The sequence below is a fragment of the Rhodococcus sp. JVH1 genome, assembly GCF_000280725.2.
GTDB classification, from domain to species: domain Bacteria; phylum Actinomycetota; class Actinomycetes; order Mycobacteriales; family Mycobacteriaceae; genus Rhodococcus_F; species Rhodococcus_F jostii_A.
This window is the reverse complement of the sequence record NZ_CP166289.1, coordinates 2,722,701-2,744,160: the sequence shown is the minus strand read 5'-3', so window position 1 is coordinate 2,744,160 and position 21,460 is coordinate 2,722,701. Positions and strand designations below refer to the sequence as shown.

General features: G+C 67.5%; 23 protein-coding genes. 11 read left to right on the top strand and 12 right to left on the bottom strand.

Annotated features, from left to right (window positions below; genetic code table 11):
* Window positions 1-7 precede the first annotated feature (7 nt).
* The 6 genes from JVH1_RS12425 to JVH1_RS12400 form a co-directional block, all read right to left on the bottom strand.
* Window positions 8-772, bottom strand: coding sequence for an SDR family NAD(P)-dependent oxidoreductase (locus JVH1_RS12425; RefSeq protein WP_009477834.1), 765 nt, complete (start codon window positions 770-772; stop codon window positions 8-10).
* A gap of 44 nt (window positions 773-816) precedes the next feature.
* Window positions 817-2,517 carry an iron ABC transporter permease gene (locus JVH1_RS12420; RefSeq protein WP_009477835.1) on the bottom strand — a complete coding sequence of 567 codons (1,701 nt, stop codon included), beginning with the start codon at window positions 2,515-2,517 and terminating at the stop codon, window positions 817-819.
* Window positions 2,517-3,680: an ABC transporter ATP-binding protein gene (locus tag JVH1_RS12415; RefSeq protein WP_009477836.1), complete on the bottom strand. Its 1,164-nt coding sequence runs from the start codon at window positions 3,678-3,680 to the stop codon at window positions 2,517-2,519. The genes JVH1_RS12420 and JVH1_RS12415 overlap by 1 nt, the downstream gene beginning before the upstream one ends.
* Before the next feature lie 56 nt (window positions 3,681-3,736).
* Window positions 3,737-4,516 carry an SDR family NAD(P)-dependent oxidoreductase gene (locus JVH1_RS12410; RefSeq protein ID WP_009477837.1) on the bottom strand — a complete coding sequence of 260 codons (780 nt, stop codon included), beginning with the start codon at window positions 4,514-4,516 and terminating at the stop codon, window positions 3,737-3,739.
* The gene (locus JVH1_RS12405; protein ID WP_011597092.1) at window positions 4,513-5,550 is read right to left on the bottom strand and encodes an ABC transporter substrate-binding protein; all 1,038 of its coding nucleotides are present in this window, start codon (window positions 5,548-5,550) and stop codon (window positions 4,513-4,515) included. Before JVH1_RS12405 ends, JVH1_RS12410 begins: the two co-directional genes overlap by 4 nt.
* Before the next feature lie 79 nt (window positions 5,551-5,629).
* On the bottom strand, window positions 5,630-6,325 hold the full coding sequence (locus JVH1_RS12400) for an alpha/beta fold hydrolase (protein ID WP_009477839.1): 696 nt from the start codon (window positions 6,323-6,325) through the stop codon (window positions 5,630-5,632).
* Between the two features lie 108 nt (window positions 6,326-6,433).
* On the opposite strand from JVH1_RS12400, the gene JVH1_RS12395 reads away from it, so the two are divergent.
* Window positions 6,434-8,368, top strand: a complete 1,935-nt coding sequence (locus JVH1_RS12395; protein WP_009477840.1) for an FAD-dependent oxidoreductase — start codon at window positions 6,434-6,436, stop codon at window positions 8,366-8,368.
* Window positions 8,369-8,375: 7 nt separating this feature from the next.
* On the opposite strand, the gene JVH1_RS12390 is transcribed toward JVH1_RS12395, so the two are convergent.
* Complete coding sequence (locus JVH1_RS12390) at window positions 8,376-8,849, bottom strand: helix-turn-helix transcriptional regulator (protein WP_009477841.1); 474 nt, start codon at window positions 8,847-8,849, stop codon at window positions 8,376-8,378.
* Window positions 8,846-9,466, bottom strand: a complete 621-nt coding sequence (locus JVH1_RS12385; protein ID WP_009477842.1) for a serine hydrolase — start codon at window positions 9,464-9,466, stop codon at window positions 8,846-8,848. The genes JVH1_RS12390 and JVH1_RS12385 overlap by 4 nt, the downstream gene beginning before the upstream one ends.
* A 138-nt stretch (window positions 9,467-9,604) precedes the next feature.
* On the opposite strand from JVH1_RS12385, the gene purD reads away from it, so the two are divergent.
* Window positions 9,605-10,858 (top strand): phosphoribosylamine--glycine ligase, encoded by a 1,254-nt coding sequence (gene purD / locus JVH1_RS12380; protein WP_009477843.1) that lies wholly within the window; start codon window positions 9,605-9,607, stop codon window positions 10,856-10,858.
* A gap of 72 nt (window positions 10,859-10,930) precedes the next feature.
* Here purD and JVH1_RS12375 read toward each other — a convergent pair whose 3' ends face one another.
* Both JVH1_RS12375 and JVH1_RS12370 read right to left on the bottom strand, forming a co-directional pair.
* Complete coding sequence (locus JVH1_RS12375) at window positions 10,931-11,683, bottom strand: 3-hydroxybutyrate dehydrogenase (protein WP_009477844.1); 753 nt, start codon at window positions 11,681-11,683, stop codon at window positions 10,931-10,933.
* Window positions 11,680-13,068 carry an MFS transporter gene (locus JVH1_RS12370; protein ID WP_009477845.1) on the bottom strand — a complete coding sequence of 463 codons (1,389 nt, stop codon included), beginning with the start codon at window positions 13,066-13,068 and terminating at the stop codon, window positions 11,680-11,682. The genes JVH1_RS12375 and JVH1_RS12370 overlap by 4 nt, the downstream gene beginning before the upstream one ends.
* 113 nt (window positions 13,069-13,181) lie before the next feature.
* On the opposite strand from JVH1_RS12370, the gene JVH1_RS12365 reads away from it, so the two are divergent.
* The 6 genes from JVH1_RS12365 (at window position 13,182) to JVH1_RS12340 (ending at window position 17,633) form a co-directional block, all read left to right on the top strand.
* Window positions 13,182-14,108 (top strand): LysR family transcriptional regulator, encoded by a 927-nt coding sequence (locus JVH1_RS12365; protein WP_037197681.1) that lies wholly within the window; start codon window positions 13,182-13,184, stop codon window positions 14,106-14,108.
* 23 nt (window positions 14,109-14,131) lie between these two features.
* On the top strand, window positions 14,132-15,298 hold the full coding sequence (locus JVH1_RS12360; RefSeq protein ID WP_009477847.1) for a pyridoxal phosphate-dependent aminotransferase: 1,167 nt from the start codon (window positions 14,132-14,134) through the stop codon (window positions 15,296-15,298).
* Window positions 15,299-15,399: 101 nt separating this feature from the next.
* Complete coding sequence (locus JVH1_RS12355) at window positions 15,400-15,687, top strand: PLDc N-terminal domain-containing protein (RefSeq protein WP_009477848.1); 288 nt, start codon at window positions 15,400-15,402, stop codon at window positions 15,685-15,687.
* A 56-nt stretch (window positions 15,688-15,743) separates the two neighbouring features.
* Window positions 15,744-16,157 carry a DUF1707 domain-containing protein gene (locus JVH1_RS12350; protein WP_009477849.1) on the top strand — a complete coding sequence of 138 codons (414 nt, stop codon included), beginning with the start codon at window positions 15,744-15,746 and terminating at the stop codon, window positions 16,155-16,157.
* 107 nt (window positions 16,158-16,264) lie between these two features.
* A complete protein-coding gene (locus JVH1_RS12345; protein ID WP_009477850.1) occupies window positions 16,265-16,861 on the top strand; it encodes a PepSY domain-containing protein in 597 nt (198 codons plus the stop codon).
* Window positions 16,862-16,952: 91 nt separating this feature from the next.
* Window positions 16,953-17,633 carry a DUF998 domain-containing protein gene (locus JVH1_RS12340; RefSeq protein WP_009477851.1) on the top strand — a complete coding sequence of 227 codons (681 nt, stop codon included), beginning with the start codon at window positions 16,953-16,955 and terminating at the stop codon, window positions 17,631-17,633.
* A 125-nt stretch (window positions 17,634-17,758) separates the two neighbouring features.
* Here JVH1_RS12340 and JVH1_RS12335 read toward each other — a convergent pair whose 3' ends face one another.
* On the bottom strand, window positions 17,759-17,953 hold the full coding sequence (locus JVH1_RS12335) for a hypothetical protein (RefSeq protein ID WP_157174050.1): 195 nt from the start codon (window positions 17,951-17,953) through the stop codon (window positions 17,759-17,761).
* 99 nt (window positions 17,954-18,052) lie between these two features.
* On the opposite strand from JVH1_RS12335, the gene JVH1_RS12330 reads away from it, so the two are divergent.
* The 3 genes from JVH1_RS12330 (at window position 18,053) to JVH1_RS12320 (ending at window position 20,617) form a co-directional block, all read left to right on the top strand.
* Window positions 18,053-18,682, top strand: coding sequence for a TetR/AcrR family transcriptional regulator (locus JVH1_RS12330; RefSeq protein WP_009477853.1), 630 nt, complete (start codon window positions 18,053-18,055; stop codon window positions 18,680-18,682).
* A gap of 22 nt (window positions 18,683-18,704) precedes the next feature.
* The gene (purB, locus tag JVH1_RS12325; RefSeq protein ID WP_009477854.1) at window positions 18,705-20,126 is read left to right on the top strand and encodes an adenylosuccinate lyase; all 1,422 of its coding nucleotides are present in this window, start codon (window positions 18,705-18,707) and stop codon (window positions 20,124-20,126) included.
* A gap of 77 nt (window positions 20,127-20,203) precedes the next feature.
* On the top strand, window positions 20,204-20,617 hold the full coding sequence (locus tag JVH1_RS12320) for an HIT family protein (protein WP_009477855.1): 414 nt from the start codon (window positions 20,204-20,206) through the stop codon (window positions 20,615-20,617).
* A 33-nt stretch (window positions 20,618-20,650) separates the two neighbouring features.
* On the opposite strand, the gene JVH1_RS12315 is transcribed toward JVH1_RS12320, so the two are convergent.
* Window positions 20,651-21,415 carry an NRDE family protein gene (locus tag JVH1_RS12315; protein ID WP_009477856.1) on the bottom strand — a complete coding sequence of 255 codons (765 nt, stop codon included), beginning with the start codon at window positions 21,413-21,415 and terminating at the stop codon, window positions 20,651-20,653.
* Between the last annotated feature and the right edge of the window lie 45 nt (window positions 21,416-21,460).

Below are 21,460 nucleotides of genomic sequence, written 5' to 3'. Positions count from 1 at the left end.
GTCTCGCTCAGGCCGCAGTCCACCCGCCGTCGGCGTAGATCTCCGAGCCGGTGACGAAGGTGGAGTCGTCGCCCGCCAGGAAGGCAACGACGGCCGCGATCTCCTCACCCCGCCCGAGTCGACCCATCGGGGTGCCGGCCAGCATCTCGCGGTGACGCTCGCTGCCCTCCCAGCGCTCGAGCAGTGGGGGCGTGCCGATGAATCCCGGATGCAGAGAGTTGACGCGCACTCCCGCTTTCGCCCAATGCAGGGCGGCGTTCTTGGTCATCGTGCGGACTGCGCCTTTGGCGGCTGCATAGGCAACGCTGTTGCCCAGACCGCCCACCGTTCCCAGTATCGAGCACATGTTCACGATCGAACCGCCGCCGCTCCGCTCGATCAGCGGGCCGGCATGTTTCATGCCCAGCCACGTGCCGGTCTGGCCGACCCCGATGACCCGGTCCCAGTGTGATCGGGTTTCCTCGTCGACGGTGGCGACGCTGCCGATGGCGGCGTTGTTGACCAAGGCGTGCAGCGCGCCGAACGTGCTCTCGGTTGCTGCCACGACGTCTTCCCACTGCCTCTCGGACGAGACGTCGAGCGCGAGCGCCGCATGTCGCTCGGGCTGGGTGAGCGTATCGAGCAAGTCCTGGCAGGCTGATTTCTCGAGATCGGTGACGACGACGTGAGCGCCCTCGTCGGCGAGCCTTCGGGCGATCTCGGCGCCGATACCGCCGGTCGCCCCCGTCAGCAGGACGACCTTGTCGCGCAGTCGGTCAGGGCCGACAGTCATCTGGACTCCTTGTCACTCGTTCGGCTCGGGCAGGTAGATCGACATCAGAGGTTGCTCAATACGTTTCGGCCACCGACGAGCATCGCGACCACGACACCGATGCTGGTCACCGCGGTCATGAGAAGAGCCATCGCGGCCACCAGCGGGTAGGAACCGTTCTCCCACAGGTCGAACAGCAGCGTACCCATCACCTGTGTCGTGGCGGCACGGACGAGCAGTGAGGCGGCGAACTCGTGGGTCAGCAGGATGAACATCAAGGCGACGGAACTGAGCACGGTCGGCCTCATCAGCGGCAGGATCACCCGGATGTTGGTGACGAACGGGCTCGCGCCGCTCGTTGCCGACGCCTCGGCGTAGGTCTCTCCGAGCGACAGCATCGCCGTCATTTGCATCCGGGTGGAGAAGGGCACCATCAGCACGATGTAGACGAGGATGATGACAGCCTTGGTCCCGTAGAGGATCAGCGGAGGCTGGGTGTACGTGAGCAGGAACCCGACGCCGAAGATCACCGCTGGAATACCCAGGGGGAGAGCGGTGATGACGTCACCGATGGTTCCCAGCACTCTGTGTTTGCGCCCTCGTACGAGCAGCGTGGCGGTGAGGTAACCGATCGGCACGCAGACGGCGACGGCCACCACCGAGGTGAGGAGACTCGTGTACACGGAGTCGACGATGCTCGCCGTCCGGAACAGCGCCCGGAAGTTGTCGAGTGTGAGGAGATTCCAGGACAGTGTCTCCGACCAATAGGGAGACACGGCGACGATGGCGAGTCCGATCAACGGAACGACGAGTGCGAGCATGGCGTATGTCGAGATGCACACGGCGGCCCAGGCCGAGCGGCCGGTGTTCGGCGCGAACGCCTTTCCCCCGTGCGTGACGAAGCGTGACTGATTGCCGAGAAGCATCTTCTGCGCCAGCACGACGACGACACCGAAGATGACGAGCGGCGAACCGGCCGCGGCTGCAGCGGCGAAGTCCGCAGGCGACTCGGATACCCGTCGATACATTTCGGTGGTGAGGACCTTCACGCCGGTGTTCTGTCCCAGCAGGAGCGGCCCGGTGAACTGGCCCAAACCGAGAAGCAGCGCAATTCCACCGCCGTACACCAGGGACGGGCGAAGCAGCGGGAGCACTACCCGAAAGAACACCCCGAACGTCGACGAACCGCTGATCTGTGCTGCCTCGAGGTGCTCGGAACTGATGTTCTGCATTCCCGCGCTGACGAAGAGGTAGACGAAGGACGTGAGTCCGAAGCCCGTGAGAATGATGATCCACGGTGTGCTGTAGACATCGATCGGTCCGGAGTCGACGTTGCTCCACCAGGGAAGCTTGCGGAGGAGTGCGTTCAGGTACCCGGGTCCGGGGGAGAGGAGAAAGGCCCAGCCGACCACATTGGCCACCGCGGGCATCACGATGGGCAGGATGGGGACGATCCTGAGAAAGCTCAGCCGGCGTGGCAGCCTGGTCGCCGCGAACGCGAGAATCGTTCCCAGGACCATGGCGATGGCGAGTGACGAGACTGCGAGGGCGACCGTGGTCCGGATGGTCTGACCGATGTCGTATCGTCCGTACTGGGCTTGATATCCGCGACCGCCGTCCTCGAACGCCAGCGACTGCAATCGGAAGAGCGGGAGCACGACGAGATACGCCAGAACCGCCAGCAGTGCGCCGTACCCGAGTCGGGTACGCCACACCGTACTGACGACGAACGGACGTGCGCTGCGACTCACCGCAACCGTAGCCATCACGCCTCCGATCGGGCGGCCTGGGCGAGCACGGGAACCTGGAGATCCACGTGACCGTCCGGATGCGGAAACACTCGCAGCTTGGTGGGCGAGAAGCTGACCACCAGAGGAGATCCGACGGTGGCGCCACGCAACCAGCGTCCGTGCAGCTCCGCATCTGCGCGGACGTACAACTGCTCGCCCCCGGCATCGACCGTTACGTCGAAATAGCGGCCTCCGTACTCCGAGGTGACGAGTTCGCCGACGAAGCCGACGTCACCCGCGCGGACCTCGTCGAGTGAATGATGAAGGGCGAGGTCCTCGGGCCGGAGTCGTCCCACAGCCGTATCGCCGGTGATGTAGTCGCCCTGGACGACGGCCGCGTCGAGGTCGACGGGGGCCCCCGCTCGCGTGGTCCACCCCTCGTGCCTGCGGACGAGTTCGAGCCGGTTCGCCATCCCGATGAACGCGGCGACATAGTCGGAGGAAGGGGTCTGGTAGACCCGCTCCGGGGTGTCGTACTGTTCGATCTTGCCCGCCTTCATGATGGCGAGTCGGTCACCGAGCGCAAATGCCTCGGCCTGATCGTGGGTGACGAATACGGCAGTGAAGCCCAGTCGTTGGTGTAGTTGATGAATCTGGGACCGCACCTGATCGCGCAGCCGTGCGTCGAGATTGCTCAGGGGCTCGTCGAACAGCACCAGGTCGGGTTGGGCGACCAGGCCGCGGGCCACGGCGACTCGCTGTTGCTGTCCACCACTGAGCTGGGACGGATACCGGTCGAGCAGGGCACCGCAGTCCACCATGCCGGCCGCGGTCTCGACCTGTCCTGCGGCGATGGCGCTCTTCATCCGTCGAACCTTCAACGGGTACCGGATGTTTTCTCGCACTGTCATGTTGGGCCACAGCGCGTAGGACTGGAAGACCATGCCGATGTTGCGCTTGTAGGCCGGAACGTTGATGCGGGTCGACGCATCGAAGACGGTGTGGTCCTTGAACGTGATCGACCCGTGCTCGGGTGTTTCGAGGCCGGCGATGCATCGTAGGGTGGTCGTCTTCCCGCAACCGCTGGGGCCGAGTAGGACGAGAAATTCACCGTCCTGAATGTCGAGGTCGAGTTGATCGACGATGGTGTTGGACCCGAAGGTCTTGGTCAGGTTGGAAACGCTGAATTGCGATGTCACCTTGGCACCTGCTTGGTTGCGAGTGGTTTGTCGGAAAAAAGTGAATTCAGTTCATCTCATGATTGCGTCGGGCGCTTCGGAGTCCTGGCGCCCGCGGAGGTTCCGCCGTCGATCATGAGATCGGAGCCCGTGATGTAACTGCTGTCCTCGCACGCGAGGAACAGGATGGCTTTCGCCACCTCGAGCGGTAGACCTCGGCGTTGCAGCGGAATGCTTTTCACATACGCGTCCATGTCGTCGTCGCCGAAGTCGGCGCCGGCGGTGATTGCCGTCTCGATGCTGCCCGGGCACACGGCGTTGACCCGGATATTCGATTCCGCGAACTCCAACGCCGCGACTCGGGTCAGGGCGCGAACGCCGAACTTCGACGCGCCGTATGCGCCGAGCTCGGCCGTCGCGAGGACGCCACGCAGTGAGGACAGGTTGACGACGGACCCGCCCGTGGTCATGGCGGCGCCTGCGGCTTGCAAGCCGAGGAAAGTCCCCACGAGGTTGAGGTCGATCATGCGTCGTAGGTCGGCGAGCGACGTCTGCATGATGGGCGCTTTGGATGCGGCGCCCGCGGAGTTGACGAGAACACGCATCGGATGCCCGCGATCCGCCATCTCGGTGGTGACGCGCGTCCACTGAGATTCGTCGGTGACGTCGAGGTGCCGGTAGTGCGCGCGCGCACCGATTTTCGCCGCGACACTTTCTCCCAGTTCGTCGTCGACGTCGCCGAGGTAGACCGTGGCGCCGTGGGCGTGGAAGAGTTCTGCGGTCGCGGCACCTATCCCTCGTGCGGCACCGGTGACGAGAGCGCAGGTGTCGCGCAGTCGCGCGTCGTCGGTCGTCACTGGATGAATCTCTTTTCCCAATCGGACTGGTATTCGGTGAGCGATTCGGGTGTCAGGTCGGACGGGTTGGGCAGCGCGATGTCCTGGGCCTGTGCGACGCTTCCTTCGATGCCGGGGAGTGCGCTCGCGTAACCGAGTGACAACGCCTTCTGGCCGGCGGGGGTGACCATGAAGTTCGCCAGCACCTGTGCGGCATTCGGGTGCGGCGCCGCGGACAGTGCGTGCGTGAACCACGGGGTTCCCCACGGGGGCGAGGGCAGTGCCCAGTCCACCGGTGCTCCCGATTCCTTTTCTCGCACCAGCGGTTGCACCACAGGGGTTGCGACGATCTCGCCCGAGGTCAAGGCCTGCGCGATCCCCAGTGAACTCGGGTAGATTCGCGGCTTCAGCTCCGCGAGCTTCTGGAGATAGTCGGCGCCGAAGTTTTTCTCGAAGAATCGGTAGAAGTCGACGTACGAGGCGATGCCGGACGGGTTGACGATTCCGATCTTGCCCTTCAACGCCGGGTCGAGGAGGTCTGCCGGCTTCTGCAGACCTCCCGGAAGTGCTGTCGTGTTCCAGCCGAGAGCGAACACCGCCGCGCTGGTCAGGAAGAACTTGTCGGAAATGATGCTCTTCTGCGGTTGGTACTCTGGCGCATCGAATGCCGGGCCGACGAGATCGGTCGAGTAGGTGCCCGACGCGGCGGCAGTCTCGATCCAGGCGGCGTCGGTCATCATGTGCACATCAGCCGTACCCCGCTTCGTCTGATTCTCGACCTCGACCTTCGGGTTGATGTCGGCGTCGGTGCCCCGGACGTATTCGAGGGAGATCTCGGGATACTCCTGCTCGAACGCCACTTTGAGAGCTTCGAGATTGGCGGGGTTCTGGCTCGAGTACAGCAGGACACTGCCTTCGCCCTTGGCTGCGGCGACGACGTCGTCCCACGTGCCGGACACGGGACCGGTGGAACCGGAACCGCCGGATCCACAAGCGGCGGAGGCGAAAGCGGTGACCACTGCGACGGCCATCAGCTTTATCGGCATACTTCTCATGGCATGAAAGCCCTTCCGGTATCGGTTCGACGAATGCGAACCCGTGTGTTCGGTGACGGATGGAGGAGTCGGATGAGGCCTACGGCGCGACACCGTTGAGCAGCGCGGCAACGCGATCGGGAATCGTGACCATGGCCATGTGGCCGGATTCGAGGAATGCGGTGTCGCCGCCGACGAGGGCAGCCGATCTTTCCTGGAGTTCGGGTGGATAGCAGGTGTCCTTGGTCAAACGTACGTATGTACGCGGTATATCGGCGCGGAGACCGGACAGGTCGACGCGCTCTGTGAGTAGCGCGCCGCAATCGTCGACCAACCGGTCGATCATCCAGTCGGTCTGTTCCGCGTCCATGTCGTTGCAGAGCATCGCGGCGGCGCCCATCGGATCCTGGCGGTACACACCACCTTCTATCGAGGCTTCCACCGCGGCGCGGACGCCCGGGTCGATCTGGTCGATCACTCGCGTCCCGTCGGGCGGGACGACGGCGGACAGGAAGACGACGTGCCGTAGTCGGTGTGCGAGTGCCTGCATGACCCGAGGGGCCGTCACTCCCGCGAAAGAGTGTGCGACGAGGACTATGTCCTCGAGGTTCGCCGCCTCCACATCGTCGATGACGGCGGCGGCACAGTCGTCGAGGGTGACGGACCGCGGGTCGACTGAGCGCCGTTGTCCCCGTCCCGGGAGATCGACTGCGAGAGTGTCACCTTCGAGTAAGGGGAGGAGGGGCGCCCAGCACGAGGCGCCCATTCCTGCGCCATGGACGAGAACGAACGACATGTTGCTCCTCGCTAATTGAACTGATATCAGTTTGAATCTAAGGAAATCGTCCTGTGATGTCAATCACCTGATAATGTGAAGTGAATCCAGTTCACTTAGGAGGTCCGTGTGACGACTCCACGTGCAGCGCGGCCGCTGCAGCTCGGTTCGCTTCGGTTGGCAAACCGGCTCGTCGGTACGCCGCACGCGTCAGGCGCCGTCGCCGGCGGCATCCCCTCGCGCGGCGACGACGACTACTGGCGGCGCTGCGCGGCCGGCGGTGCCGCGATGCTCATCGTCGGCGGCACGGTGGTGTCGCCCGGTTCGACCAATCGCAACGGCAACATCACCGAGGCCTGGCGTCCCGAAGCCCTCGCGGGACTGGAGGCTCGGGCGCGGGCGATCACCGAGGAAGGAGCCATCGCGGCCTGCCAGCTGGTGCACCTCGGACGCGAAACTCTGGGCGCCGAGATGTGGAGTCACCCCGTCGCGCCGTCCGCTGTCCGCTCGCCCCGCGAACCGACGCGACCGCGCGCCCTCTCGGGCGCCGACGTCGACGCGATCGTCGACGCATTCCGCACATCCGCGGTCCACGCGTGGTCGGCCGGCTTCCCGGTCGTCGAACTGCATGCAGCCCACGGATATCTACTTGCGCAATTCCTCTCCCCGAACACGAACCTCGGACGAGACGCTGCGACGGGTGCGCAGCGTGTGCGGATCCTCGACCGCATCGCCTCAACGGTCCGCGACGCCTGCCCCGGCGTCGTACTCGGAGTCCGCGTCTCTTCCGACGGCGGCGACGAGGCCGGCCTGAGCATGGACGGTCTCTGCGACGTACTACCGCACCTCTCCGATTTCGACTACGTCAACGTCACGGTCGGCGTACGCACCACCTACGTCCGGGACATGGCCGTAACCGACCCGCCGCTGCTCGAGTCGGTCGGACAATTACGCGCCGCCGCAGTGACCCCGCTGCTCGTGTCACAGTCGTTCCGGACCGGTGCGTCCATCGAAAGTGCACTGCAATCGGGAGCCGACCTCGTCGGTGTGGCACGACCGCTGATCGCCGACCCGAACTTCCCGCGGAAGATACTGACCGGCCGCGAGGCGTCGATCCGCCCGTGCGTGTCCTGCAACGAGGACTGCCGGGCGTTCGACCCCGTCCTACTGTGCTCGGTCAATCCCGACCTCGCGCCGCCGGGTCATTCCGCACGTCCCGCGTACCCGCTGACGCTGGGGCCCACGCGCGGGTCGCGAGTGCGGAGACGGATCGCCGTCGTCGGTGCAGGCCCCGCCGGGCTCGAGTGCGCGATGCGGCTCGGGCCCGACCACGACGTCACACTCTTCGAACAACGAGAGCGAATCGGAGGCCAGCTTGCGACAGCGGCAGACGCGCCGCATCGCAGCGGCTGGCGTCGCCTCCTCGACTACTACGCCGACAACATGCCGAAGGTGGCAATCCGTCTGGCGCACAACGTCAATGCCGACGACCTGGCGGACTTCGACGACGTAGTCCTGGCCGTCGGTGCCGTGGAAGAACTTCCCCAGGGATTGGCGGGAACGTCGTCCGTGCTCACCTCTCAGGCGCTGCTCGGTGCGGGAGGCGCTCTTCGCGGCGCCGGCCACGTCGTGGTGGTCGACGACGGATTCGGGCTCTGGCCCGCAGCGAGCACGGTCGAAGCGGCGCTTGCCGCGGGTGCCGACCGCGTCACGGTTCTGACGCCCGCCGCGGCCTTCGCGTCGGGTCTTCCCGCGGAGGGCCGGGTGCAGTACCTGCGTCGGCTGTCGGGCGAACCGGTCGACGTGCGCGTGCTGTCGTCGCTCGTCGCGGTCACCGACGGCTCGGTCGAGTTCGAGAACACGCTGTCGGGAGAAAGGACGCGCCTCGACGTCGATCGGGTGGTCGTGGCCGGTGAGCGGCGCCCGCGCGACTGGTCGCAGCTCGCACCGGAAAGCGCACGCGTGCACGTCATCGGCGACGCTCTCGTACCGCGAAAGGTCGCACACGCCATCTCCGAAGGCCGTGCTGTCGCCTGTGAGTACTTATTAACCGCGGGCGGTTAATAAGTACTCACAGGGGGTGCTCCCCGACATCCGCGGCGGCGAGGGTGATGACCAGCAATGGCACCACTTTCGCTGCCGCGATGCGGTAGTGGTTCCTCGACTCCTGTTCGACGATGCGTGCCCCGCCGAGGGCGCGCAGGTGGTGGTAGAGCTGACCGGGCGAGGACAGCCCGACCGCGGTCTGCAGCTCGGCCGCGCCGGCGGGACCGCGCAGCAGGGTGCGGACGATCTCGAGGCGGGTCGGATGTCCCAGGGCGGCGAGCACGTTCGACACGGCGGTGGGTGACAGGTCGAGGGTGGCGCCGGCGTCGTAGCGGATCGTCCATTGGATCTCGCCGCCCAGGTCGACGGTGCCCTGATACCCGATCTGCCCGATGCTCTCGCCGACGTCGGGTGTCGGGGTTTCGGCGGGCCGGGCCGATTCGAGGGCGTGGACGCGTGCCTCGAGGTCGGCGAGCCGGGCGTCGTACTCGTCGTTCACACGGCACAACTTAGCTGCGACGTCGTGTCGGGATCGGTCATCGCCTCGGTGACCACTCCGGGAAGGTTGCCGCCCTTGAAACCCAGCCCGTCCAGCCCGGGCGGGGCGGGCTGCCATTCGAGTGTTCGGCGTGCGACGTGGGAGCCGGGTCCGAATTCGCCGCTCGCGATCGCGCGGTGCAGTGAGGCGAGGCCCGCGGCCCTGCCCTTCACCCCGGACTCCTGCACCCCGGCCGTGACCGCCGGGAAGTCGTCGCCGGGCGACATCCGCATCACCAGTTCACGGTAGGCGCCGTCGTGTGCGTAGCGCTGGGCGGCGTCCCACCGGGCATCCCGCGACATCGCCGGATCGAGGAGGGCGATGGTCGAGCCCAGCAGGGTCGGGACCTCGAGGTCGTCCCAGCCGCCCTGCGCGGCGGCGTCGGCGAGGGCGGCGTCGCCGAGTCGGTCGCGCAGATAGTCGGGGACGGCGTTGTCGCTCTCCTGGATCATCGCGGTCACCATCTGCTCGAGCGTGACGGTGGCGTCGGGTTCGGTGACGCCGAGCCGCTGCAGGGCCTTCGGGTGGGCGCCGCCGTCGGTGTTCGCTGCTGTGAGGGCGCTCAGCTTCCTGGTCATCGAGAAGATCCCTCCACCTGTGGAAATTCGATAATTCGGAATTGCGGAATTATAGAAGTACGGTAACGCGAACCGGTAGGACTGTCGAGACCGCACGCTCCGAACGTCCCGTTCGGCGCGGCCCGTAGGCTGACACCCGTGCGCGTACTCGTTATCGGCTCCGGAGCCCGTGAACATGCCCTCCTTCTCGCCCTCGCTCGCGATCCGGGTGTCAGTGCCCTGATGTGCGCGCCCGGCAACGCCGGGATCGGCAAGATCGCCGAGCAGCACCCCGTCGACATCGCATCCGGGGAGGCGGTGGCCGCCCTCGCGAAGAAGCTCGACGCCGACCTCGTCGTGGTGGGGCCCGAGGTCCCGCTGGTGCTGGGTGTCGCAGACGCCGTCCGCGCGGCAGGCATCGCCTGCTTCGGCCCGTCGGCCGACGCCGCGCGCATCGAGGGTTCCAAGGCGTTCGCCAAGGACGTCATGGCCGCCGCCGGTGTGAAGACCGCGCACAGCGAGATCGTCGACTCGCCCGCCAAGCTGGACGAGGCGCTCGACCGCTTCGGGCCCAACTGGGTGGTCAAGGACGACGGCCTCGCGGCAGGCAAGGGTGTCGTGGTCACCACCGATCGGGACGCCGCCCGCGATCACGCGGCCGAACTGCTCGAGAACGGTCACCCCGTTCTCCTCGAATCCTTCCTCGACGGTCCCGAGGTGTCGCTGTTCTGCGTCGTCGACGGCGAGACCGTCGTGCCGCTGCTGCCTGCCCAGGACCATAAGCGCGTCGGCGACGGCGACACCGGACCCAACACCGGCGGCATGGGCGCCTACACGCCGCTGCCGTGGCTGCCCGAGCAGACCGTGACCCAGATCGTCGACGACGTCGTGAAGCCGGTCGCGGCCGAGCTCGTCGCCCGGGGCAGCGCCTTCAGCGGCCTGCTGTATGCCGGTCTGGCGATCGGCAAGGACGGCCCCGCCGTGGTCGAGTTCAACTGCCGCTTCGGCGACCCCGAGACGCAGGCGGTCCTCGCGCTGCTGAAGAGCCCGCTCGGCGAACTGCTGAACGCCGCGGCCACCGGAACGCTCGATCAGGTCGCGCCGCTCGAATGGCAGGACGGCTCGGCGGTGACCGTCGTGGTCGCGGCCGAGCACTACCCGGCCACCCCGCGCACCGGTGACGTGATCACCGGCGCCGACGGTGACGGCGTCCTCCACGCAGGCACGAAGCTCGTCGACGATCAGGTGGTCTCCGCCGGCGGACGCGTGCTCAGCGTGGTCGGAGTCGGAGCCGACCTCGACGCGGCGCGCGCGGATGCGTACTCCAAGATCTCCGCGATCAAGCTGCCGGGAAGCCACTTCCGCAAGGACATCGGACTGGCCGCTGTCGAGGGACGCATCGCCATTCCCTGAGGTCGAGGCACTCCGACGACTGACAGGCGTGCACCCCCGGAAGATCCGGGGGTGCACGCCTTTCTTGTCACGTCAGCGGGCGGTCCATCCTCCGTCGATCGTGTAGGAGGCGCCGGTGACCATGCCTGCGTCGGCGGATGCGAGCCACGCGACGAGGGACGCCACCTCCGACGGTTCCACCAGTCGCTTGATCGCGCTCTCGGTGAGCATCACCTTTTCGATCACGTCGGCCTCGCTGATGCCGTGCACCTGTGCCTGATCCGCGATCTGCTTCTGCACCAACGGTGTCAGCACGTAGCCGGGATTGACGCAGTTGCTGGTGACGCCGTGCGGACCGCCCTCGAGCGCCGTCACCTTCGACAGTCCCTCGAGTCCGTGCTTGGCGGTGACGTATGCGGCTTTGAACGCCGATGCGCGGAGCCCGTGCACGGACGAGACGTTGATAATGCGCCCGAATCCCGTGGAATACATGTGCGGCAGCGCGGCACGGATCAGCAGGAACGGTGCCTCGACCATCAGGGTCTGGATGCGCCGGAAGTCCTCGGGGCGGAATTCCTCGATGGGACTGATGGTTTGGATCCCGGCGTTGTTGACGAGGATGTCGGTCTCGAGCCGCAGTTCGGTGAGCGGATCGGTGTCGAGGAGATCGACGTGCCACGCGGTTCCGTCGATCTCGTCGGCGAGACTCTTGGCGGCCACGTCGTCGAGGTCGGCGACCGTGACGTGGGCTCCGCATGCGGCGAGCGTCCGGGCGCAGGCCGCGCCGATCCCGCTGGCGCCGCCGGTGACGAGCGCGGTGCGTCCGGTCAGGTTCTGCTCGGTCATGCGGGGACCCCGTCCTTCGCGCCGGCAGCCTTCTCGTCCGCCAGGATCTGGGCGTCCGCCTCGTCGATCGATTCGAGCGAGATGCCCTTGGTCTCCCGGGCGACGATCACGGCGACGACGGTGACGAGGCACGCGATCGCCAGGTAGATCGCAATCGGAACGGACGAGTCGTACTTGCTGAGCAGGCTGGCGGCGATGATCGGCGCCAGCGAACCGGCCACGATCGACGTCACCTGGTAGCCGAGGGAGACACCCGAGTACCGCATGCGGGTCGGGAACATCTCGGCCATGATCGCGGGCTGACCGGCGTACATGAAGGCGTGGAACACCAGGCCGATGATGATCGCTCCGAGGATGACGGCGTTGTGCCCGCTGTTCATCATCGGGAAGGCGAAGAAGCCCCACGTGCCCGCGGTCACCGCGCCGATCATGTAGACGGGGCGTCGGCCGATGGTGTCGGAGAGTCGCCCGACGAGCGGGATCACCGCGAAGTGCACGGCGTGCGCGATCAGCATCCACCAGAGGATCTGCGCGGTGTCCGTGTGGACGACCACCTTGAGGTAGGTGATCGAGAACGTGACCACCAGGTAGTACATGACGTTCTCACCGAAACGCAGGCCCATCGCCGTCAGCACGCCGCGGGGGTAGCGCTTGAGCACCTCGAAGACGCTGAACGACGTCTCCTTGATGTGTTCCGCTTCCTTCTGCGCCTGGATGAAGATCGGGGCGTCGGTGACCTTCGTGCGGATGTAGTAGCCGACGAGGACGATCACGGCCGACAGCCAGAACGCCACGCGCCAGCCCCAGCTGAGGAACGCCGCATCGGACAGCGTCGTCGTCAGGATCAGCAGGACGACGGTCGCGACGAGGTTGCCCGCAGGCACGCCGGCCTGCGGCCACGACGACCAGAAGCCGCGGGAGCGGTTCGGGCTGTGCTCGGCGACCAGCAGCACGGCGCCACCCCACTCGCCGCCGACGGCGAATCCCTGGATGAAGCGGAGAGTGACGAGCAGGGCAGGGGCCCAGTACCCGATCTGGTTGTACGTGGGTAGGCAGCCCATCAGGAACGTGGCCGCGCCGACGAGGAGCAGGCTGAACTGGAGCAGTTGCTTGCGGCCGAACTTGTCGCCGAAGTGACCGAAGACGATGCCGCCGAGAGGCCGGGCAACGAAGCCGACGGCGTAGGTCACGAACGCCGCGATGATCGCGTCGAGTTCGTTGCCGCCGGCGGCGAAGAACACCTTGCTGAACACCAGCGTCGCCGCGGTCCCGTATAGGAAGAACTCGTACCACTCGACGACGGTGCCGGCCATCGATGCGCCGACAACCTTCTTCAGCCCGGACGGCGGGGCTTCCTTCACGTGCGATGTTTCGTCGACGTTCATCTGTCGCTCCTCGTTACACTCCGCACCCCGTTGTGACTGGGGACACAGTTCGTTGGTCCTGCCGAGTATTGATGCATATTTGTGCGCACACAATGACGCAACCTGCAGTCGGTATGTGCAAATATGCAGAAGTGACCTCCGGAACAGCCCTGCCCAGCGCCGACGACCTGCTCGTACTGCTGGCAGTGGGGCGCACCGGCCGCTTCAACACCGCCGCCGACGACCTGGGTGTCAACCACACGACCATCTCGCGTCGGATCGCGAGTCTGGAGAAAAGCCTCGGCGGCCGGGTGCTGGTGAAGGCCGCGGGCGGGTGGGAACTCACCGACCTCGGGCGGCAGGCCTTGACCGCGGCCGAGCGTGTGGAGGCCGCCGTCCACGGACTCGTCGCCGAACCCGGTCGCGCCGACCACCTGAAGGGCGTGGTCCGGGTGTCGGCGACCGACGGGTTCAGCGCCTACATCGCGGCACCCGCCGGCGCACTGATCCGCAGCAGGCACCCCGAGGTGTCCGTGGAGATCGTCGCGATCACCCGCCGGGCCTCGCAACATCGCTCGGGCCTCGACATCGAGATCGTCGTGGGCAAGCCGCAGGTACACAGGGCGGAGGCGCTGTGGCTGGCCGACTACACCCTCGGCCTGTACGGCGCGAAGTCGTACCTGTCCGCGCACGGCACCCCCAGACAGGTGGGTGATCTGGCCGATCATTCACTCGTCTACTTCATCGACTCGATGCTGCAGGTCGACGAACTCGACCTCGCGCGCCGCCTCACCGTCTCGATGCGCGAATCGGTGACGTCGACCAACGTGTTCGTGCACGTCGAGGCCACCCGGGCGTCGGCGGGTATCGGATTGCTGCCGTGCTTCATGGCCGACCGCCACGACGACCTCGTGCGGGTGCTGCCCGGGCAGGTCGAGGCCACGCTGGCGTACTGGCTCGTGGCGCGCCCCGAGTCGTTGCGCCGACCGGAGGTCGCGGCGGTGGTGGGGGCGATCCGGGAGACGGTGGAGTCGCAGCGGGACGCGTTGGCGGGGCAGTGAGCGCGTCACGCTAGCGTCAAGGGGTGCGTCCCGAATCCCAGCGGTCCAACATCCAGACCTTCCACGTGATGGACGTGTGGAAGGCGGCCACCGAACGTCAGCGCACTCACGGTGACGTGCTGACGCTCGCGGCGGGGCAGCCGTCCACTCCCGCTCCGCAGCCGGTTCTCCGCGCGACGCGGGAAGTGCTCGACGGACACCTTCTCGGCTACACGGAGACGTTCGGCATTCTGCCGTTGCGGGAGGCGATCGCCGGATACCACTCCGCCAAGTCCGGCATCGACGTCGACGCCGAGGACGTCGTCGTGACCACCGGATCCTCGGGTGCGTTCACGCTGCTGTTCCTCGCCGCGTTCGACGTCGGCGACACCGTCTTGGTGGCCCGCCCCGGCTACCCGGCCTACCGGAACACGCTCGCCGCGCTCGGCTGTACCGTCATCGAGATCGACTGCGGAGCGGACACCCGGTTCCAACCGACGGTCGCGATGCTCGAGGCTCTGCCCGAGCCGCCGGCCGGACTGATCGTCGCGAGCCCCGCCAACCCCACGGGCACCGTCATCGACCCCGACGAACTGGCCGCGCTCGCCCGCTGGTGCGACGACCACGGGACGCTGCTGATCTCCGACGAGATCTATCACGGCATCGGATACGGCGAGCAGGCGATGACCAGCTCGTGGGAGACGTCGCGCGAATCCGTCGTCGTCGGGTCGGTGTCCAAGTACTTCTCGATGACGGGCTGGCGGCTGGGCTGGATGCTGGTCCCCGAGGGGCTGCGTCGCCCGTTGCAACGGCTCGCGTCGAACATGACGGTGTGCCCGCCCGCAATCTCCCAGTATGCGGCGATCGCCGCGTTCACCGAGGAGTCGAGGGTCGAGCTCGACGGCCACGTCCAGCGCTACGCCGTCAACCGGGAGCTGTTGCTCACCGGACTCCCGGAACTGGGTATCACCGACCTGGCGCCCGCCGACGGCGCGTTCTACGTGTACGCCGACATCGGGCACCTGCTCGGCGGATCCCACGGCGCGACGTCGACGGAATGGTGTTCGCGACTGCTGCAGGACACCGGTCTGGCGCTGGCCCCGGGCATCGATTTCGACACCGTCCACGGCGACCGGACGGTCCGGCTGTCGTTCGCCGGGTCCACCGCCGAGGTCCGGGAATCGCTGGTGCGACTGGGTCGCTGGCTGTAGGCGGAGTTTCCCGGCCACGGCTCTTGCGGCGCCGCCGCAGCAGTTGTTCGATGGACTTGGGCGCACTGCGTGTTCGGGCGTGCCAGGCAAGGAGAACGGCGATGCTGTACGTCGCGTTGTTCGCATTCGTGTTGTGGGTCCTGTGCTTCGCCGACGCCATCACCACCGACGACGACCAGTTCCGGAACCTCTCGAAGGAGGGCTGGCTGGTGATCGTGCTGCTGCTTCCGCTCATCGGGTCGGTGTTGTGGCTCGTCGTCGGACGGCCGCAGAAGGACCCGGGTGATCAGCTGCCCGCCGACCCGGAGGAAGCCGAGTTCGTGCGGCGATGCCGGGAACGTGCCGAGGAGCAGCGCCGGGAAGGTTTCCACGGGCGCGACCAGGAGTAGAAGGCCTACACTGTGGCTAGGATTACAGTGTTACACACCGGCCCTGAGGCGACGACATGAGCGACATCAGTCATCCACAGCCACCCGTTCCCGGCGGAGTCCGCATCGGGACCGTGGAACGGGAGCAAGCCGCGGCGGCACTCGCCGAACATTTCGCAGCCGGACGGCTCGAGACCGACGAGTTCGACGCGAGGGTCCGCCAGGCGTACCTCGCCAAGACTGCCGCCGACCTCACGCCGCTGTTCGCGGACCTTCCGGACAAGCAGCGCTTCGTGCCCGAGCCCGATCGTGTGCGACGTGATCCGGGACGGGAGGCGGCCGCGCTGCGGACGCTCGTGTTCGTGGTGGCCGTGCTCGCCGCGATCCTGTGGGTCGCCCTGGTCCGCGTCCCCCCGCTCGTCTTCCTGCCCATCGTCTGGCTCGTGCTGGCCCGGCGGGGCCTCGGCAGGCGGTCGTGCCGGGCGTGGTGACGGGCTGACACAGCTCTGTGCTCCGAAGTGAAAACTACCGCGAGGTCGGTTGTCGCTCCCGTACTCTGACAGGCAGGTCCACGCCGTCGAGCGATCGAGGAGCCACGATGACCACCAGAATTGTGCGATGTGCGAGCCTGATCCCGGTTGTCGCGGCCTCCGCGCTGCTGCTGGGCGGGTGCGGTTCCGACAGCAGCGACACCTCGTCGACATCTGCCAGTGCCACGGCGTCGGCCACGGCCACGACTGCAGCGCCGACGACTACGGGCACCGCGGTGGCGTCGGCGGTCACCAAGCAGCAGGCGGAGCAGATCGCTGTCGCGACGGTCCCGGGTGGCACGGTCGCGAACTCCGAGGAACAACAGCGAGACGGTAAGACGGTGTGGCACGTCCACATCCGCGACACACGGGGCTACGACTACGACGTGAATGTCGACGCGGCGACTGGCGCGGTGGTGCCCGACAGTCAGAACAGGGAGACCACCGCGACACCCGCACCCGCGCCCCCCGCCGGCGGGGCGGTCACCCAGCAGCAGGCGGAACAGATCGCTGTCGCGACCGTCCCGGGTGGCACGGTCGCGAACGCCGAGCAACAGGAGCGGGACGGTATGACGGTGTGGCACATTCACATCCGCGACACCAAGGGCTGGGATTACGACGTGAACGTGGACGCGTCGACCGGAGCCGTCCTTCCCGACAACTGACCGCAGTGGGTAGAACGACCCATGTTCCGCCCGGGCGGGATGGGTGAATCTGCCGATGCCCGGGTGGTGACCTGGCTTTAGCGTCGAAGGCATGGTCACCACGTCAGTTCTCGTGCCGCGCTCCGACTTCCAGCGGTGGGCCGCCCGTGCGGGCGCAGCGGGACCGCTGCTGTTCACCGCGGGGTTCGTCGCCCAGGAGACATTCCTCCGGGACGACTACAGCCCGATCGCCGACCCGATCAGCGCTCTCGAGGCGGACCCGAGTGGGTGGATCCAGCAGCTGAACTTCCTGGCTTTCGCTGCGCTACTGCTGATCTTCGTGGCCGGACTGCACCGCGGCATCGCGGCGACGTGCTTCGGCTGGGCGGGACCGGCCCTGCTCGGCACGGCAGCGGTCGGGCTGACCCTCGCCGCCGTGTTCCCGTTGCGTGAGGATCAGGCCGGGGTGGCCTACGACCCGGGCCATCATGTGATCTCGGGGGTGACGTTCTTCTCCTGCAGTGCCCTGGCCCTGGTGGTGCTGTCGCGCCGGTTCGCCGCCGATCCGCGGTGGCGTGACCTGGCGCGGTACACCGCGGTCGCCGGGGTGCTCGGATTGGGATGCTTTGTGATGCTGGGCCGGTTCGCGATGCCGGAGGGTGCCCCACTGCACGCCGTCGCCGGACTTCTCCAGCGATTCACGCTTCTCGCCGTGACGTTCCCGGCGCTGGTGACGATCGCCCTGCGGCTCCGTCGCCTCGCCGGTCGGCCCCTGAATCTCATCCGGTCGTGAAGGCCGGCATCTGTACTCGCGCGAGGCTCTCGTGTCGTAGCTGCCGGCCGGCTTCTCGAGAAAGCCGACCGTCACGGCCAGTTCGATCCGTCGTCCGCCCGGACGCTATCGGTCCTCCGGCACGGTCAGGGTTCCGCAGCTGAAGTCGGGTCCGAGGTCCAGTCGCGGCACCCCGGGGACGTTCGGGACGGGCACGCCGCGGCGGTGTACGCGGCCGCGGACGACGTCTCCGGATCCGGTGCGGAGCCGCACGCCGACACGAGGGCCATCGGCGCCGTCGCCGCACATCCCAGGGCCGGCATCCGCACCGACACCCGCATGGTTCCGACGCTACGCGGGCGGGCTCCACCGCCCACATACTTCACGGTCTGTCGTCCAATTTGCCCTGGTGCGGCACCCGCGGCTGGCAGGATGAATTGGTGTCATCTGCGGCAACTCCGAAGGGCGAACGGCGCCGACAGGCGCTGGTCGAGGCTGCCGCCGATCTGTTGCTCGAGGGCGGATTCGACGCGGTCCGGCACCGCTCGGTGGCCACCCGCGCCGACCTTCCGCTCGCGTCGACCACCTACTATTTCGAGTCGCTGGACGACCTGATCGCGAAGGCCGTCGAATGCAACGGCAACCGCGATCTCGCGGTCATGCGCAGCCGCGTCGACGACGTCACGCACCGGCGGCGCGGCCGCGAATCCACCGTCGACCTCCTCCTCGACCTACTCGTCGGACCGGCCCTGATCAGTGAGGACTGCCGCGAGAGGCTGATCTCCCGGTACGAGCGGTTCACGGCCTGCGCGCGTCGCCCCGAACTGCGCGAGGTGCAGTTGCGGTTGCGCGCGCAACTCGACGACATACTCACCGAGGCCCTGCGACGCTCCGACCGCGACGTCCGGCAGGAGCAACTACGGCGGCTCGTCGCCGTCGTCGACGGAGCCCTGGTGACCGCGCTCGGCGAACACGACCCCGACCTGCGGGCCCTCGCCCGGGCCATGCTGCTCGACGTCGTCGACGTCGTCGCGCCCGCCCTGGACCGGCCGGACCACGTCGAGCTGTAGCACCGCCGTAAACTGAGGACTCGTGAGCCGCATCCCGAACGTCCTTGCCAACCGTTACGCCAGCCCCGAACTCGTCGAGTTGTGGTCGCCCGAGCACAAGATCGTCCTCGAGCGTCAGCTGTGGCTCGCCGTGCTGCGTGCCCAGGCGGAACTCGGGATCGACGTGCCTGCCGAGGCGCTCGCCGACTACGAGCGGGTGCTCGAGCAGGTGGACCTCGACTCCATCGCCGACCGTGAGCGCGTCACGCGCCACGACGTGAAGGCCCGCATCGAGGAGTTCAACGCGCTCGCCGGGCACGAGCAGGTTCACAAGGGTCTGACCAGCCGCGACCTCACCGAGAACGTCGAGCAGTTGCAGATCCTGCGGTCGCTCGAGCACGTCCACGCGCACGGTGTCGCGGTCGCGGCCCGGCTGGCCGAGCGGGCCGCCGAGTACGGCAGCCTCGTCATGGCAGGCCGGTCGCACAACGTCGCGGCGCAGGCCACCACGCTGGGCAAGCGGTTCGCGTCGGCCGCCGACGAACTGCTCGTCGCGCTCACCCGGCTGCGCGAGCTGATCGACCGCTACCCGCTGCGCGGCATCAAGGGACCCATGGGCACCGCGCAGGACATGCTCGACCTCCTCGACGGTGACGCGTCCAAGCTGGAGGCGCTGGAGCAGAAGGTCGCCGAGCACCTCGGCTTCTCCCACGTGTTCACGAGCGTCGGCCAGGTGTACCCGCGGTCGCTGGACCACGACGTGCTGTCCGCGCTGGTGCAGGTAGCGGCCGGGCCGTCGTCGTTCGCGCACACCATCCGCCTGATGGCCGGCCACGAACTGGTCACCGAGGGGTTCCAGCCCGGCCAGGTCGGGTCGTCCGCGATGCCGCACAAGATGAACACCCGTTCCTGCGAGCGCGTCAACGGACTGCAGGTCGTGCTGCGCGGATACGCGTCCATGGCCGCCGAGCTCGCGGGCGCGCAGTGGAACGAGGGCGACGTGTTCTGCTCGGTGGTGCGCCGCGTCGCGCTGCCGGACGCATTCTTCGCGATCGACGGACTGATCGAGACGTTCCTGACGGTGCTCGCCGAATTCGGCGCCTACCCCGCCGTCATCGAGAAGGAACTCACCCGGTACCTGCCGTTCCTCGCCACGACCAAGGTCCTGATGGCTCTGGTGCGGGCAGGAGTTGGCCGGGAGACGGCGCACGAGGTCATCAAGGAACACGCCGTCGCCGTCGCGCTGGCGATGCGCGAGGAGGGCAGGGAACCCGACCTCCTCGACCGCCTGGCCGCCGACGACCGCCTGCCCCTCGACCGGGCCGCCCTCGACGAGGCCCTTGCCGACAAGAAGGCGTTCATCGGTGCCGCCGAGGCGCAGGTCGCCACGGTCGTCGCGCAGGTGCAGAAGCTCGTCGACGCCGACCCCGAGGCGGCCGCGTACCAGCCGTCCCCGATCCTGTAGGCGGCTTCGCCGCCCGTGCGTGGTTAACGAGTGCAGGCACTCGTCAACCACGCACAAGCACCGGAGGTGCCTACCCCGTGAACTGCATTTTCTGCGAGATCGTGTCGGGCCGATCCGACGCCAGCGTCGTGCACGAGGACGACGACGTGATGGCGTTCATGGACATCCGGCCGTGGACGTCCGGACACCTGCTGGTGGTCCCGAAGCGGCACGCGAGCGGGCTCGCCGACCTCGACCCGGGCGACGGCGCGGCGGTGTTCGCGGTGGGACAGCGCATCGCGACCGCACTGCGTCACGGGCCGATGCGGGCCCAGGGCGTCAACCTGTTCCTGGCCGACGGGATCGCCGCCGGCCAGGAGGTCTTCCACGTCCACCTGCACGTCGTTCCCCGGACGGCCGGTGACGGGTTCGGGCTGCGCGGAATGCCGAAGTCGCCGAGCCGGATCGCGCTCGATCAGACGGCGGGCGTCATCCGTTCCTCCCTCGCCTGACGTGAGTGGCAAAGCGTGCGGGAGCACACTTTGTCACTCACGTGCGGGGAAGCGGACCTCGCCGGTGGGGCCGTTCTCGTTGAACCGTCGTTCGGTGATGTCGAAGGTGCCGTCCGGCCGGACCCGCAGCAGTGTCGACGCCCGCGTCCCGTAGTCGCCGTAGTGAATGAACCGGGACGACAGGGCGCGTTCGAGTTCGGGTTCGATGCCCGTGTCGGGCAGTGAGTCCCACGGTGCGGGGTCGCTGTCGGCGAGCACGTCGAAGTACGTCCCCGGGTCGGCATCGGGGCTGCCGTCATCGGCGTCTAGCGCGGCGGCGAACGCCTGCTTGCCGCCGGTCACCTTCGGCCACGGCGTGTCGAGTTCGGCGTTGGAGAGGCCGTGGACGCCGGGTTCCACCCGCTGCTGCCTGCCGTGGGGCCGGTTGGTGGCCCACCGCAGTTCCGTGGGGTCGCCGACGAGCAGGTTGAAACTGCCGTACTCGACGCCGGTCGCGGCCACCTGTTCGGCGTAGTCGGCGGGGGACAGTCGGCCGCGGAGGTAGTCGACGGGCAGGGCGCCGCGGGACCGTGCCCCGGTCGAGGGGGCGCCGCCCCGGACGTTGGTGACGGCCGCGAATCGCAGGGAGTCGGCAATTCCCATCCAGGTGCCGCCTGCGAGCAGGTCGCGGCCCGCGAGGAACCCGTCGTCCCACCTGCTCAGCGGTTCGGTGGGGCGGGCGTAGAACTCGTCGCGGTTGGCCGCGACGACGAGGGGGAGATCGGGGCGGGTATGCCAGGCGAACAGGACCAGGCACATGCAGACGTCTCCTCGTCACCTCGATCATCCGAATCGCTTTTGCAT